Origin of the sequence: Streptomyces sp. NPDC048392 (genome assembly GCF_043200575.1) — a bacterium.
In the GTDB taxonomy this organism is placed as follows: domain Bacteria; phylum Actinomycetota; class Actinomycetes; order Streptomycetales; family Streptomycetaceae; genus Streptomyces.
Genome location: NZ_JBICYB010000006.1, coordinates 73,949 through 88,311 on the forward strand (window position 1 = coordinate 73,949; position 14,363 = coordinate 88,311).

At 73.6% G+C, this 14,363-nt stretch carries 10 protein-coding genes; 7 read left to right on the plus strand and 3 right to left on the minus strand.

The window, feature by feature from the left end; translation table 11 throughout:
- Window positions 1–7: 7 nt before the first annotated feature.
- Both ACGFYH_RS11625 and ACGFYH_RS11630 read left to right on the plus strand, forming a co-directional pair.
- The gene (locus ACGFYH_RS11625) at window positions 8–697 is read left to right on the plus strand and encodes a response regulator transcription factor (protein WP_393802938.1); all 690 of its coding nucleotides are present in this window, start codon (window positions 8–10) and stop codon (window positions 695–697) included.
- Window positions 694–2,022 (plus strand): sensor histidine kinase, encoded by a 1,329-nt coding sequence (locus ACGFYH_RS11630; RefSeq protein WP_393802939.1) that lies wholly within the window; start codon window positions 694–696, stop codon window positions 2,020–2,022. Before ACGFYH_RS11625 ends, ACGFYH_RS11630 begins: the two co-directional genes overlap by 4 nt.
- A gap of 6 nt (window positions 2,023–2,028) precedes the next feature.
- Here the strand turns inward: ACGFYH_RS11630 and ACGFYH_RS11635 are convergent, their stop codons facing one another.
- Window positions 2,029–2,910: a CAP domain-containing protein gene (locus ACGFYH_RS11635; protein ID WP_393802940.1), complete on the minus strand. Its 882-nt coding sequence runs from the start codon at window positions 2,908–2,910 to the stop codon at window positions 2,029–2,031.
- A gap of 482 nt (window positions 2,911–3,392) precedes the next feature.
- Here ACGFYH_RS11635 and ACGFYH_RS11640 point away from each other — a divergent pair, with 482 nt between their 5' ends.
- The 4 genes from ACGFYH_RS11640 to ACGFYH_RS11655 all read left to right on the plus strand — a co-directional run bounded on the left by ACGFYH_RS11640 (window position 3,393) and on the right by ACGFYH_RS11655 (window position 9,458).
- A complete protein-coding gene (locus ACGFYH_RS11640; protein ID WP_393802941.1) occupies window positions 3,393–3,671 on the plus strand; it encodes an acyl carrier protein in 279 nt (92 codons plus the stop codon).
- On the plus strand, window positions 3,668–4,954 hold the full coding sequence (locus ACGFYH_RS11645) for a beta-ketoacyl-[acyl-carrier-protein] synthase family protein (RefSeq protein ID WP_393802942.1): 1,287 nt from the start codon (window positions 3,668–3,670) through the stop codon (window positions 4,952–4,954). Before ACGFYH_RS11640 ends, ACGFYH_RS11645 begins: the two co-directional genes overlap by 4 nt.
- Window positions 4,951–5,994, plus strand: coding sequence for an ACP S-malonyltransferase (locus tag ACGFYH_RS11650; protein ID WP_393802943.1), 1,044 nt, complete (start codon window positions 4,951–4,953; stop codon window positions 5,992–5,994). Before ACGFYH_RS11645 ends, ACGFYH_RS11650 begins: the two co-directional genes overlap by 4 nt.
- An 89-nt stretch (window positions 5,995–6,083) precedes the next feature.
- Window positions 6,084–9,458 (plus strand): pyruvate carboxylase, encoded by a 3,375-nt coding sequence (locus ACGFYH_RS11655; RefSeq protein ID WP_393802944.1) that lies wholly within the window; start codon window positions 6,084–6,086, stop codon window positions 9,456–9,458.
- 94 nt (window positions 9,459–9,552) lie between these two features.
- On the opposite strand, the gene ACGFYH_RS11660 is transcribed toward ACGFYH_RS11655, so the two are convergent.
- Entirely contained in the window at window positions 9,553–12,099 is a 2,547-nt protein-coding gene (locus ACGFYH_RS11660; protein ID WP_393802945.1) for a discoidin domain-containing protein, read from the minus strand.
- Window positions 12,100–12,306: 207 nt separating this feature from the next.
- On the opposite strand from ACGFYH_RS11660, the gene ACGFYH_RS11665 reads away from it, so the two are divergent.
- Window positions 12,307–12,693: a hypothetical protein gene (locus tag ACGFYH_RS11665; protein WP_393802946.1), complete on the plus strand. Its 387-nt coding sequence runs from the start codon at window positions 12,307–12,309 to the stop codon at window positions 12,691–12,693.
- Window positions 12,694–12,747: 54 nt separating this feature from the next.
- On the opposite strand, the gene ACGFYH_RS11670 is transcribed toward ACGFYH_RS11665, so the two are convergent.
- Entirely contained in the window at window positions 12,748–14,277 is a 1,530-nt protein-coding gene (locus tag ACGFYH_RS11670) for a CHAD domain-containing protein (RefSeq protein ID WP_393802947.1), read from the minus strand.
- Between the last annotated feature and the right edge of the window lie 86 nt (window positions 14,278–14,363).

Genomic DNA, 14,363 nt, shown 5'->3' on the forward strand with positions numbered 1-14,363 from the left:
CCTGCCCATGGCCTCCGTACTTGTCGTCGAGGACGACCCCGTGATCCGGGCCGCGCTGATAGAGGTCCTCACCGGACACGGCTACGCGGTGAAGACCGCACACCAGGGTTTCGAGGCGCTGCGCGAGATCACCCGGAGTCCACCGGACATCGTCGTGCTCGACCTCGGGCTGCCCGACCTCGACGGCCTCGACGTGCTGCGGATGATCCGCGGCATATCCCGCGTCCCGGTGCTGGTCGCCACCGCCCGTGACGACGACACCGAGATCATCCGGGTGCTCAACGCCGGGGCCGACGACTACATGGTCAAGCCCTTCTCCGGCGGCCAGCTCGCGGCCCGCCTCGCCGCCGTGCTGCGCCGCTCCGCGCCCGACGACCTCCGGGCCGCACGGCGCCCCGTCCTCCAGGTGGCGGACCTCCGCATCGACCCCACCGCGCGCACCGCCCACCTCGCCGGCCGGGAACTCCCCCTCACCCGCCGCGAGTTCGACCTGCTCGCCTACCTGGCCGCCAACGCGGGCCAGGTCATGTCCAGGCAGCGGATCCTCGCCGAGGTGTGGCAGCAGCCCTATGTGGACGACCAGACGGTGGACGTCCACCTCTCGGCACTCCGCCGCAAAATGGGAGAGAAGGCGCGAAAGCCTCGCTATCTCCACACCGTGCGGGGTATCGGCATCAAGCTGGTCGGCTCGCCATGAGACGCGCCCTCGCCGGGATCGCCCTGGCCGTCACCTCGATGGTGGCGCTGTCCTTCCTCGTTCCGCTCGCCCTCCTCGTCCGCGAACAGGCACGGGACCGGGTCACCACCGCCGCCGAGCAGCGGGCCGCGGCCCTCTCACCGGTGCTCGCCCTCACCACCCGGCGGGCCGACGTCCAGCAGGCCGTCGCGGAACTCGGCTCCTCCGACCAGTTGGTCGTACGGCTGCCCGACGGCGGCTTCGTCGGAACCCCGCACGCACCCGAGGAGGCGCTGGACCGGGCCGTACGGGGGCGCGAGACGCTGGCCGTCGACACCTCGGACGGCTGGGCGTACCTCCAGCCCGTCGTCCTGCGGGGCGACCGGGTCGCGGTCGTGGAGGCCTACGTGCCCGCCGCGGACCTCACCCGGGGCGTCACTGCCTCCTGGGGCGTGATGGCCCTGCTCGCCCTGGGACTGGTGGGCGGCTCGGTACTGGTCGCCGACCGGCTCGGTGCCCGCGTGGTCCGCTCCTCCCGGGGCCTCAAGCGCGCCTCGCTCGCCCTCGGCTCCGGCGACCTCCGCGTACGGGTGGAACCGGACGGCCCGCCCGAGCTCCAGGAGGCCGGGGTGGCGTTCAACACCATGGCCGACCGGGTCGTGGACCTGCTCGCCGTCGAACGCGAACTGGTCGCCGACCTCTCGCACCGGCTGCGCACCCCGCTGACCGCCCTCTACCTGGAGGCCGACCGGATGGGCGCGACACCGAGCGCCCGGCGGGTCACGGAAGCGGCCGGCCAGTTGGAGAGCGAGCTCGACTCGATCATCGCGGCGGCACGTACCCCTCTGGCGTCGGTACAGCTCGCCGGTGCCGGGGCGGGCGCGGCGAAACCGTGCGACGTCGCCGAGGTGGTCGCCGTGCGCCTGGACTTCTGGTCGGTTCTCGCAGCCCAGCAGGAGCGGCTGTGCGAGCGCTCCTTCACGCCGCGTCCGACGCCCGTGGCCTTTCCCGAGGACGACCTCGCGGCCGTCGTCGACGCCCTGATCGGCAACGTCTTCCGGCACACCCCGCAGGGCACCCGCTTCGTGGTGCGCGTGGAACGGCAGGACCCATACGTCCACCTCACGGTCGACGACGCCGGGCCCGGCGTGGCCGATCCCGGGGCGGCGCTCACCCGGGGCGTCAGCGTCGGCGGCTCCACCGGGCTCGGCCTGGACATCGTGGCCCGGGCGGCCCGCACGGCGGACGGCGAACTGACGATCACCCGCGCGCCGCTCGGAGGCGCCCGGGTACGGGTGTCGTTCGCGCTGGCGGACGCGGACGCGCGCGGCGGCGGGGAGCGGTGACCGGCGTCAGCGGCCGGTACCGAAGTCCTGGGTCCACCAGGGGCCGACGTCGCCGAAGTGGACGCCGACGCCCAGCTCCTTGAAGGAGCAGTTGAGTATGTTCGCGCGGTGGCCGGGGCTGTTCATCCAGGAGTCCATCACCGAGGCGGCGTCCGCCTGGCCCCGGGCTATGTTCTCTCCCAGCGTCGACCACCGGTAGCCGGCGGCCTCGACCCGGCTCGCCATGGTGGAGCCGTCGGGGCCCGTGTGGGACATCACCCCGCTGCCCGCCATGACGTCGCTGTAGTCGTCCGCGGCCCGGGTCAGCCTGTCGTTCGCGGTGACCGGGGAGCAGCCCGCCGCGGACCGCTCCTCGTTCACCAGCGCGAGGACCTGCGCCTCCACCCCGCCCGTCGCACCGGAACCGGAGTCCGAGTCCTCCCCTGTGCCCGAGCCGGCTCCGCCGCCCGGTCCCGAGCCGCTGCCCCCGCCGTCCCCGGACCGGTCGCCGCCGCTCCCCGTGGTGACCCTGGCCGGAGCCTTGGACGCCGGCGCGGGCGCGGGCGCCCCGGTCGTGCCTGCCGTCGGGCTCGCCGTCTTCTTCGCCGTCTTCTTCGGCTCGGCGCTTCTGCTCGGCGAGGCGCTCGCCGTGGCGCTCGGGCTCGCCGACGGGGATGTGAGCGGCGCCGCACCGCCCGCCGCGTCCTCGGTGTTCGGAGCCTCGTCGGCGGCGTTGGCGACGACCCGGTCCGAGGCCGCGCCGTCGTCGCCGTCCGTGACGGCCAGCGTGATACCGACGCCCGCGGTCAGGGCGACGGCGCCGATCGCCAGCGCGGTACCGCGGGTCCGGAGCCCGCCGCGCGGGCGGGCGTGGGAGCGGGACGGGCGAGCGGCTCGGCGGGAACCCATACGCAGGACACCTCGGCTTGTCGGTCGGCTGACGGAGCCCCGTCCCCGGCGGACGCGACCGCGCCCACCGGGACTGTGGGGGGTGTTCGAGAGCCTAGGGCGCGATCGGCGTGAAACGGCCGTTCGAAGGTCATCTTCAGAAAGCCTTAAAAGAGCCGCCAAGGTCCGTTGAGGAAGCGGGCGGTGTGCGACACCACCGCCCCGGCCGGGCCCGGCCCGTTACGCGCTCGCGGTCCGCCACCCTCGGTCCGCCGCGGGGCGCTTCAAGGTGAAGGGCGGACACGAACGGCCCGCAGAAGCCCCTCACGTGCCCCCGGTGCTCCGCCGTCCCCCCGAACCCGGCGCTTACCGTGCCGGACCGCCGGACAGCCTGTCGGCGTGCAGCCGGCAGGTCGCCGGACACCGCCGGCGCGCCCGAGAGGCCGGGTCCTCCCGCCCGCTCCCCCCGGGCGCGCCGTGCACGGACGAAGGAGGAACCGGACATGCCGTCCACCGCTGACGAACGACAGCTGCTCGACGAACTGCGGGACCTGCTGGCCGCCACGGTCGAGGACCTGTCCGTGGAGGAGATCGAGCCGGACTCCTCCCTGCGGGACGACCTGGGCGTCGACTCGCTGGCCAGGCTGGAACTGGTCGCCGCGATCGAGGACCGCTGGCAGATCGAGGTGCCGCAGGAGCAGGCCGACCGGCTCACGACGGTGCGGCAGATCGCCGCCCACCTCGCCGAAGCGGTCGCCGCCCCCGCGGGCGGCACCGCGTGAGCCCACGACACGCGGCCGACCCGGCCACCGAGGAGGGGGCCGCCGTCATCACGGGGCTGGGGATGACGACCGCGCTGGGCGGCGACGTCCCGTCCACCTGGCGGGCCCTGCTGGGCGGCGTGTGCGGCGTCGAGCGCGTCGACTTCGGAGCGCCGGAGGGTCCGGCGCGGGTCTATCTGGCGGCTCCGGCCGCGGTCGACCCCAGGACGGCCCTGTCGTCCGCCAAGGCGGCGCACTGCGACCGCGCGGCGCAGTTCGCCCTCGTCGCCGCCCGGGAGGCCGTCCGCGACGCGGGCTTCCCCGACGCGCCCCCACTCCCCGGGGACGGCTCGCGAGTGGCCGTGGTCGTCGGAGTGGGGCTGGGCGGGCTCACCAGCATCCTGGAGCAGAACCGCCGTCTGGAGACCCGGGGCGCGGGGCGGGTGAGCCCGCGCACCATCCCGGTCATGCTGCCCAACCACCCGGCCGCCGAAGTGGGGCTGATGGTGGGCGCGAGGGCCGGGGTCCACGCCCCGGTCAGTGCCTGCGCCTCCGGAGCCGAGGCCCTCGCGCAGGCCCTCGGCCTGATCAGGGACGGCCGCGCCGACATCGTGGTCGCGGGCGGCGCCGAGGCCGCGCTGCACCCGCTCGCTCTGGCCGGGTTCGCACGGTTGCAGGCCCTCTCCCGGCGCCACGACGACCCCAAGGGGGCGTCCAGACCCTTCGACGCCGACCGGGACGGATTCGTGATGGGGGAGGGCGCCGGCATGCTCGTCGTCGAGAGCGCCGCACACGCCGCCGCCCGCGGGGCCCGCGTCCACGGCCGGCTGACCGGCGCGGGCATCACCAACGACAGCCACCACGTGGCCCAGCCCGCGCCCGGCGGAACGGGCTGCGCGGCCGCCGTCGAGGCGGCGCTGCGCGACGCCGGGCTCCTTCCGGAGCAGATCCGGCACATCAACGCCCACGCCACCTCCACCCCGCTCGGCGACCTCGGCGAGGCGCGGGCACTGCACAGCGTCTTCGCCGAGGGACTGGACGACGTGCCGGTCAGCGCCACCAAGGCCGCCTTCGGGCACACCCTCGGCGCCGCCGGAGCCATCGAGGCCGTCCTCACCGTCCTCGCCCTCCGGGACAGAACGGCACCGCCCGCCTGCAGTCTCGAACGCGTGGACCCCGAGATCGGCCTGAACGTCGTCGGCCGCAGCCCCGCGGCACTGCCCTCAGGGCCCCTCGCGGCCGTCACCACGAGCATGGGATTCGGCGGGCACAACGTCGCACTCGCCTTCGCCGACGCCTCGTGAGGAGCGACCTGCCGGCCCCCACCGGCGGCACACCGCACACCGTGCTGATGTGCCCTGGCCAGGGGGCCTACCTCCCCGGCGCCCTGCGGCACCTGAGCGACGTCCCGTCCGTCGCGAAGGTGCTGCGTACCGTGGACGGCCACCGCGCCGCCCTCGGCGGCACCGGGACACCCGTCGGCCGCCTCCTCACCGACGCCGGCGCCCCCGGCCCCGAGCCGCTCGTGCTCGCCGACCCCCTCGCCTTCGACCTGGCCACCTATGCCGCGGTGGTCGCCTGCGCCACCGTCCTGCTCGACCTCGCGCCGTCGCCCGTCCACGCGGTGCTCGGCCACAGCGTGGGCGACCTCGCCGCCCTCACCGTGGCCGGAGCCCTCACCCTCGGACAGGGCGTGCGGCTGCTGCACGTCCGGGACCGGCTGCTGCGGGACGCCGCACTGCCGGCGGCGGGTCTGCTGGCCACCGACCTGACCGCCGAGGCGGCAGCGGACCTCCTGCGCGCCGAGGACCTTCCGCAGGTACGGATCGCCGCCCGCAACGCCCCCCACCAGACGGTCCTGGCCGGGCCCGACGACCAGCTGGCCACCGTCCGGCGTACGGCCCGGGCGCTCGGCCGCCGCGCCACCCCGCTGACCAGCCGCACCGCCTACCACCACCCCCTGCTCACCGGGGTCCACCAGGCCTTCAGGCGCCTTCTGCGGGCGCAGCCCGTCGCCCCGCCCGCGCTCACCGTGTACACGGCCGCGGCGGCGGGGCCCGCACGCACCGCGGCACAACTGCGCACCGTGGCGGCCGCCCACCTCACCGAGCCCGTGGCCTTCCACCGAACCCTGCGCGCGATGCGCCTGGCCGGATTCACCACCTACCTCGACAGCGGTCCCAGGGCCCTGCTGAGCACCCTGGCCAAGGCGGGTCTGCCCGGCTGCACCACCGCCGCCCCCTCCCGCACACCGGTCGGCGTCGACCGGATCCGCCGCCGCCTCACCGCGGTCACCGGCACCGGCTCCGGCGCCCGGCCCCTCCACAACGGCACAGGTCCTTGACAGAGTCGGAAGTGGCCCGGCTCACATGGCGTACCGGGGGCGGCGCCGACACCATGGTCTCGTCACCCGGCAGGCTGAAGGGATCAAGAATGTTCCGCAAGGTGCTGGTCGCCAACCGCGGTGAGATCGCGATCCGGGCGTTTCGTGCGGGCTACGAGCTCGGCGCGCGCACCGTCGCCGTCTTCCCGCACGAGGACCGCAACTCGCTCCACCGGCTGAAGGCCGACGAGGCCTACGAGATCGGGGAGCCGGGCCATCCGGTGCGGGCGTATCTCTCCGTGGAGGAGATCGTCAGCGCGGCCCGCCGTGCGGGAGCCGACGCCGTCTACCCGGGTTACGGATTCCTGTCCGAGAACCCCGAACTGGCCCGTGCCTGCGAAGAGGCCGGGATCACCTTCGTCGGACCCAGCGCCCGGATCCTGGAACTGACCGGCAACAAGGCCCGCGCCGTGGCCGCCGCCCGCGAGGCGGGCGTACCGGTGCTCGGCTCCTCCGCGCCCTCCACCGACGTGGACGAACTCGTCCGCGCCGCCGACGACGTCGGCTTCCCGGTGTTCGTCAAGGCGGTCGCGGGCGGCGGCGGGCGCGGCATGCGCCGCGTCGAGGAACCCGCCCAGCTGCGCGAGGCCATCGAGGCGGCGTCCCGCGAGGCCGCCTCCGCCTTCGGCGACTCCACCGTGTTCCTGGAGAAGGCGGTCGTCGAACCCCGCCACATCGAGGTGCAGATCCTCGCCGACGGCGAGGGCGACGTCATCCACCTCTTCGAGCGGGACTGCTCGGTGCAGCGCCGCCACCAGAAGGTGATCGAGCTGGCGCCCGCGCCCAACCTCGCCCCGGCGCTGCGGACGCGGATCTGCGCCGACGCCGTGAACTTCGCCCGGCAGATCGGCTACCGCAACGCCGGGACCGTGGAGTTCCTCGTCGACCGGGACGGCAACCACGTCTTCATCGAGATGAACCCGCGCATCCAGGTCGAGCACACGGTCACCGAGGAGGTCACCGACGTCGACCTCGTCCAGTCCCAGCTGCGCATCGCCGCCGGTGAGACGCTGGCCGACCTCGGTCTCGCCCAGGAGAACATCACCCTGCGCGGTGCCGCGCTGCAGTGCCGCATCACCACCGAGGACCCGGCCAACGGCTTCCGCCCGGACACCGGCCAGATCAGCGCGTACCGCTCGCCGGGCGGCTCGGGCATCCGGCTCGACGGCGGTACCACCCACGCCGGTACGGAGATCAGCGCGCACTTCGACTCGATGCTGGTCAAGCTCTCCTGCCGGGGACGGGACTTCACCACCGCCGTGAACCGCGCCCGGCGTGCGGTCGCCGAGTTCCGCATCCGCGGCGTCACGACCAACATCCCCTTCCTCCAGGCGGTGCTCGACGACCCGGACTTCCAGGCCGGCCGGGTCACGACCTCCTTCATCGAGCAGCGCCCCCACCTGCTCACCGCCCGACACTCCGCCGACCGCGGCACCAAGCTGCTGACCTACCTCGCCGACGTCACCGTGAACAAGCCGCACGGCGAACGGCCCGAACTGGTCGACCCGCTGACCAAGCTGCCGACGGTGCCCGCCGGCGAACCCCCGGCCGGCTCCCGGCAGCTGCTGGCCGAGCTGGGCCCCGAGGGCTTCGCCCGCCGGCTGCGCGAGTCGTCCGCCATCGGCGTCACCGACACCACCTTCCGCGACGCCCACCAGTCGCTGCTCGCCACCCGGGTGCGCACCAAGGACATGCTCGCCGTCGCGCCGGTGGTCGCCCACACCCTGCCCCAGCTGCTGTCCCTGGAATGCTGGGGCGGCGCCACCTACGACGTCGCCCTGCGCTTCCTCGCGGAGGACCCGTGGGAGCGGCTGGCCGCCCTGCGCGAGGCCGTGCCCAACATCTGCCTCCAGATGCTGCTGCGCGGCCGCAACACCGTGGGCTACACCCCCTACCCGACCGAGGTGACCGACGCCTTCGTGCAGGAGGCCGCCGCCACCGGCATCGACATCTTCCGCGTCTTCGACGCCCTCAACGACGTGGAGCAGATGCGCCCCGCGATCGAGGCCGTACGGCAGACCGGCACCGCCGTCGCGGAGGTCGCGCTGTGCTACACCGCCGACCTGTCCGACCCGTCCGAGCGGCTCTACACCCTCGACTACTACCTGCGGCTCGCCGAGCGGATCGTGAACGCCGGCGCACACGTGCTGGCGGTCAAGGACATGGCCGGTCTGCTGCGCGCCCCGGCCGCCGCGACGCTGGTCTCGGCGCTGCGCCGGGAGTTCGGCCTGCCGGTGCACCTGCACACCCACGACACCACCGGCGGCCAGCTCGCCACCTACCTGGCCGCGGTCCAGGCCGGCGCGGACGCGGTCGACGGAGCGGTGGCGTCCATGGCCGGGACGACTTCGCAGCCGTCGCTGTCGGCGATCGTCGCCGCGACCGACCACACCGCCCGGCCCACCGGCCTCGGCCTCCAGGCCGTCGGTGACCTGGAGCCGTACTGGGAGAGCGTCCGCAAGGTCTACGCCCCCTTCGAGGCGGGCCTGGCCGCCCCGACCGGCCGCGTCTACCACCACGAGATCCCCGGCGGCCAGCTCTCCAACCTGCGTACCCAGGCCATCGCGCTCGGCCTCGGCGACCGCTTCGAGGACATCGAGGCGATGTACGCCGCCGCCGACCGGATGCTGGGCCGCCTGGTGAAGGTCACCCCCTCCTCCAAGGTGGTCGGCGACCTGGCCCTGCACCTGGTGGGCGCCGGTGTCTCCCCGGCGGACTTCGAGGCGCGACCGGACCGGTTCGACATCCCGGACTCCGTCGTCGGCTTCCTGCGCGGCGAGCTGGGCACCCCGCCCGGCGGCTGGCCCGAGCCGTTCCGCAGCAGGGCGCTGCGGGGCCGTGCCGGGGCCAGGCCCCTGCCGGAACTGGCCGCCGACGACCGCACCGGCCTCGAGAAGGACCGCCGGGCGACCCTCAACCGGCTGCTGTTCCCGGGCCCCGCCCGCGAGTTCGACACCCACCGCGCCTCGTTCGGCGACACCAGCGTCCTCGACAGCAAGGACTTCTTCTACGGGCTGCGACCGGGCAAGGAGTACACGGTCGACCTCGATCCCGGCGTCCGGCTGCTCATCGAGCTGCAGGCGGTCGGCGACGCCGACGAGCGCGGCATGCGTACCGTGATGTCCTCCCTGAACGGCCAGCTCCGTCCGATCCAGGTGCGCGACCGGTCGGCGGCCTCCGACGCCCCGGTGACGGAGAAGGCCGACCGGGCGGACCCCGGCCAGGTCGCGGCGCCGTTCGCCGGTGTGGTGACCCTCTCCGTCGCCGAGGGGGACCGGGTGGAGGCCGGTGCCACCGTGGCCACCATCGAGGCGATGAAGATGGAGGCCTCGATCACCGCCCCGAAGTCCGGCACGGTGACCAGGCTCGCCATCAACCGCATCCAGCAGGTCGAGGGCGGCGACCTCCTCGTGCAACTCGCCTGAGGGGGAGGGATCGTTCGTCCCGTGACGCGCCCCGCATCCGCTGCGGGGCGCGTCAGGCGTGAGCGGGCCCGTTACTCGGCCTGCTCGTCGCCGGTCACGGGAACTGGACGACCTTGGACGGCACGGTGTCCGTCCCCGACGTGGCCGCGCCGGTGTCGTTGATGACGTGGCGGTACTGGCCCTTGCCGCCCAGTGAGATCACCTGGAGGTGGCGCATCCTGACGCCCGGCCTGACCGGCACCTGGAATCCGTGGTGCTGGACGATCGTCGGGTCGGACGTGAAGTTGCAGTAACTGCCCAGCGCCACCGCCTCGTGCGTGTTCACCGAGTCCGCGACCTTGTAGGCCGCGTAGCCGACGATGCCGTCGTGGGTGATGGCGGCCTCGTTCGGGGCGTCGTAGGCCTTCTCGTTCTGGAAGAAGACGGTCCGGCCGCGCTCCCCGCTCCAGTAGACGTCGTACTTGTTGAAGTGCTCGACGAACAGCCCCGTCGCCAGGACGTCGTCGCCGTTGACCCGCAGGCCGTAGTCGGCGCGGTTGGTCTCCCAGCCGACGCCTTCGCCGTGGTCGGCCCGCCAGAGCCAGGTGTGGTCGATGATGACGTCGTCGCTCTCGACCACCACGGAGTCGGTGGCCTTGCCCGGTCCGGCGCCGCCGACGCGGATGAACACGTCCTGCATGGTGGTGGGGTTGGCCGCGTGGTCGGCGTTCCCGCCCGGCGTCCCGATCCGCAGCAGCGTGTCGGAGTTCACCGGACCGGCGTCGATGAGGAAGCCCGCGAGCCGCACGCCGTCGACGTCGGCCACGTGCATGGCGTCCACGCCGCCGTCCGGAATGATGGTGGCCAGCCCGAGCCCCAGCACGACGGTGCCGGCCCGGTCGACCTCGATGGTCTGGTCGATGTGGTAGACACCGGGCGTGAACAGCAGGTTGAGACCCTGGTCGAGGGCGGCGTTGATGGTCGCCGCCGTCGCACCGGGCTTGACCACGTAGAACTGGCTGAGCGGCAGGGAGGTGCCACCGGCGTTCGCGGGCCAGGAGACGCCGCGGGCGTTGGTCCGCTTGGCGGGCACGCGCACCTTGTACTCGTTGCCGTCCAGGTAGAGGAACGGCTTCTCGCGGGAGACCGGCGTGGTGTCGAGCGTGGTGTACGGGCCGGTCTCGAAGTTGCTCGCCGGCGCGCCCTCGACGCCCGTGAACGTCATGTTCCAGACGCCGTTGGTCCACCCGCCGACCGAGCTGTCCCGGGTGTACCACTGCTGCTGGGAGTAGGGACCGACCGTGCCGTCGATCTTCGAGTCGGCGATGTAGCCGCCGGAGGCCCAGCCGTAGCCGTTGGGGGCGAGGTTGAGGCCGCCCTTGACGTGAATGCGGCGGAACGGCGCCGCCTGGGCGACGGCCCAGCGGTCGGTGCCGTTGGACGGCGTGATCGCGAGGTTCTCCGCCGAACGCCAGAAGTTCTGGGTGGCGTTGCCGTTGAACCAGCCCGCGTCCACGGTGATGTCACCGTTGATCTGCGTGTCGTCCGGGTTGAGGCCGAGGCCGGAGATGGAGGTGTAGAAGCCGAGTTGGGCGTTGATGCCGTTGTAGGTGCCCGGCTTCATAAGGAACTGGTAGCGCCCGCTGCCGAACTGGTTCGTCTCCTGCTGGGCGAAGACCTGGTCGAACTTCTGCTGGAGGTTCGGCGTGGAGGGGTCCACGACGATGACGTTCGGCCCCAGGTCACCGCCGCCCTCGACCGGGGGAGTGCCGGTGGTGCCGGTGTGCACGGCGACCTCCCACAGCGAGTAGCCGTAGCCCGTGGCGCGGGCCGTGCCGTGGATGCGGACGTAGCGGCCCGAACCGCTGACGTCGTAGGAGGCCTTGCCCCCGGTGGCACCCGTGACGCTCTTCAGCGTCTGCCAGTTCTGTCCGTCCGCGGAGGCTTCGACGCGGAAGTCCTTGGCATAGGCGGCTTCCCAGTTCAGGTCCACCTTGCACAGGTCCCGTACGGCGCCCAGGTCCACCCGCACCCACTGCGGGTCGGAGGCCTGGCTGGACCACCGGGTGGCGGCGTCGCCGTCGAAGGCCGCGGCGGCGGGTGTCCCGGCGTTCTCGACGGAGGAGGCCGCGGCGGGCTTGCCCTGCGCGGCGTTGCCGGTGCCGCAGGAGCCGCCCGGCGTGGTGCCTCCGGTGGTGCCGAAGACCTGGAACTCCCACAGGGAGTAGCCCCAGGGGGTGGCCCGGTGGACGCCCTGCATGCGGACGTAGCGGCCCTGGCCCGAGACGTCGAGGGTGTCGGTGCCGCCGTCGCCGCCGGTGACCGTCTTCGCGTCGGCCCAGGTGCTCCCGTCCTGGGAGAGCTGGATCTTGTAGTCCTTGCCGTAGGCCGCCTCCCAGTCGAGCACGACCCGGGTGACGGAGGCGGTGGCGCCGAGGTCGACCTGGAGCCACTGGCCGTCGCTCGCGGCCGACGACCACCGGGTGGCCGTGTCGCCGTCGACGGCGTTGCCGGACGGCGTTCCGGCGTTCTCGGCCGACGACGACGTGGCCGTCCGGCCCTGGGAGAGGGGAGTGTCGGCCGCGGTGGCCGTCATCGGGGCGGGCAGGGTGACGAGCGCCGCCGTGGCGACGAGCGCGACACCCAGGGATCTGAGTCTCATGCGTGAGCTTTCTGCGGGTGCGGACAGGACCAACCGCTTGAGGGCGCGGCTTAGTTCAAGGTGTGATTTAAGTGATGAGCCCTCGATCCGGCAAGACTCCGGGCAAGACTTGTCAGTGCCGTACCCCAAGAATGCGGTCCATCGAGATCAACACCGGCCGAACCGGGTAGGCGTTCTCGAGTCACTGACCTGGAAAGGCCACAGCCGATGCCGCTCACCGCCGCCCGCCCGCAGACCGCCGACTCCCGTGGGACCCGGAGCCGCGCGCAGCTCGGTGCCGCCGAGGCCGACGTCCTCCGCATCGTCGCCGACGCGCGCACGCCCGTCTTCGTCACCGTGCGAGGAGACGGACGGCGCAGATACAGCTACTGGCGCCCCCTGGACTCCGCCACCGGCCGGGGAGGCTGCTACGTCGCGCTGCCGACCGCCGAGTGCGACACGCTGCACGCCGCGGGCCGGATAACGCTCGGTGAGCCGCTCGCCGACCCGAACCGGATCACCTACCGGGTCAGTGCCACCCGGGCCCCGGCGCCCCCGCTGCGCGCGGTGCCGGACCGGGCGCGCGCGGCACGAGTGCGGGCGCGCGCCGCGTGAGAGCGGACCGCTTCGCGCGGGGTGCGCCGCCGTTCAGCCGGGGTGCGCCGCCGTTCAGTGTTCGAGCGGAGCACGCAGTGCCGGATCCGACGCCGCCCGCCACACTCCGGGCAGCGACCGCTGCACGGCGTCGGCCCCCGCCCGTTCCAGGCCGTGCAGCAGTCCCCAGGTGAACGCGGACTCGCCCGCCCCGTGGGCGGCCACCCCCAGTCCCCGCAGGGTGTCCTGGGCGACCACGGCGTCCTGGTGCTCGCCGAGCAGCCGCTGCAGCGCCTTGGCACGCTTGCCGAGCCGGGCGACGGGCTTGCCGAGTGCCGGACGCGTGACCTCGGCCGCGTAGCGCAGCTTCTTGGCCGCCTTGCGTGCCTCGTGCAGTCCCGTCTCCCGCTCCCGGCCGGCCGGCTGCGCGAGCGCGTGGTCCATGCGCCCGGCGAGCCGGACGTACTCCTTGAGCACCGCCCGGGCCATCGTCCGCGCCGGTTTCCCCGCGGCCCCGGCGCGCAGCGGCGGTCGACGGACCAGCGTGTCCAGCGCGTCCAGGAGACGCAGGTAGCGGGGCGTGTCCAGGGCCTCCCGCGTACGGGAGCGCACATCGTCGCCCCGGGACACGTCCCACACCCGCAGCCGGGCGGCGACGGGACCGAGCACCAGGTCGTCGGGCAGCCCGTCCAGCGCGGCCCCGACGCGCTCCCGGAGCACCTCCTGGTCACGCGTCGCCCCCAGCTCGCCCGCCAGCCACTGCAGCTCCGCACGCACGGGATCGGTGACCCGCCGGTCCAGCACCGGCCGGTACGAGCGCAGACAACTGCGCAGTCGGCGGCAGGTGACACGCATCCGGTGCACCGCCTCCGGCAGATCACGGCGGACCGCCGGATCCCACGCCACCAGCTCGGCGACCTGGTCGCGCAGGTAGGCGAGCACGTACGAGCCGGGCGACCCGGCGACCACGTCGGAGGGCGGCCGCACGGTCCCGTCGCCCACGCCGGTGTCCCGCAGCGCCCGGGCGAGCTTGGAGGGGCTGTCGGCGCGGACGATGCCCTTCTTGCGGAGCTTCTTCTCGACGACGTCCAGCAGCCCGGTGTCGGCACCGTCGGCGAGCTCGACCTCCAGCTCGCCCCACTCGGCACAGCCACCGGCGGCCGCCGCCGAGTCCGCACGCACCTCGTCGAGGCTCAGCTCGGCGAGCACCCTGCCCTTCGCGTCGCGCAGCTGCCGCACGACCCGGGTGGACCGGATCCGCACGAGGGGACGCAGCCGGGCGCCCCGCGTGCGGGACAGGGCCAGCTCGCGCAGCGCTTCGGGCAGGTCGTCCGACAGCGGAGCCCACACCTCCTCCCGGCTGTCCCCGGCGAGCGGCAGTTTCAGATGCCAGCCCGCGTCCTGACCACCCGTGCGGCGGCGCAACGTCGCCGAGGAACCGGCGAGCCGCAGATCCTCGGTGTCGTGGTACACCGCGTCGAGTTCCTCGGGCCCGGCCGTGGTGACCGAGGCGACGGGCCCGACGCCGGTGAGATCCGGCAGCCCGGCCACTCCGCCGGAGGGCGGCTCGTACTTTCGCTCTGTCTCGCGCTTCGACTGGGTCATGTTCTGTCCTTCGACCCGATTCGCCGGATCAAACCCTTTCACGCTCCCCGTCCGCCTCCGGCGCTCCGGGGCCTGTCGTCGAACTC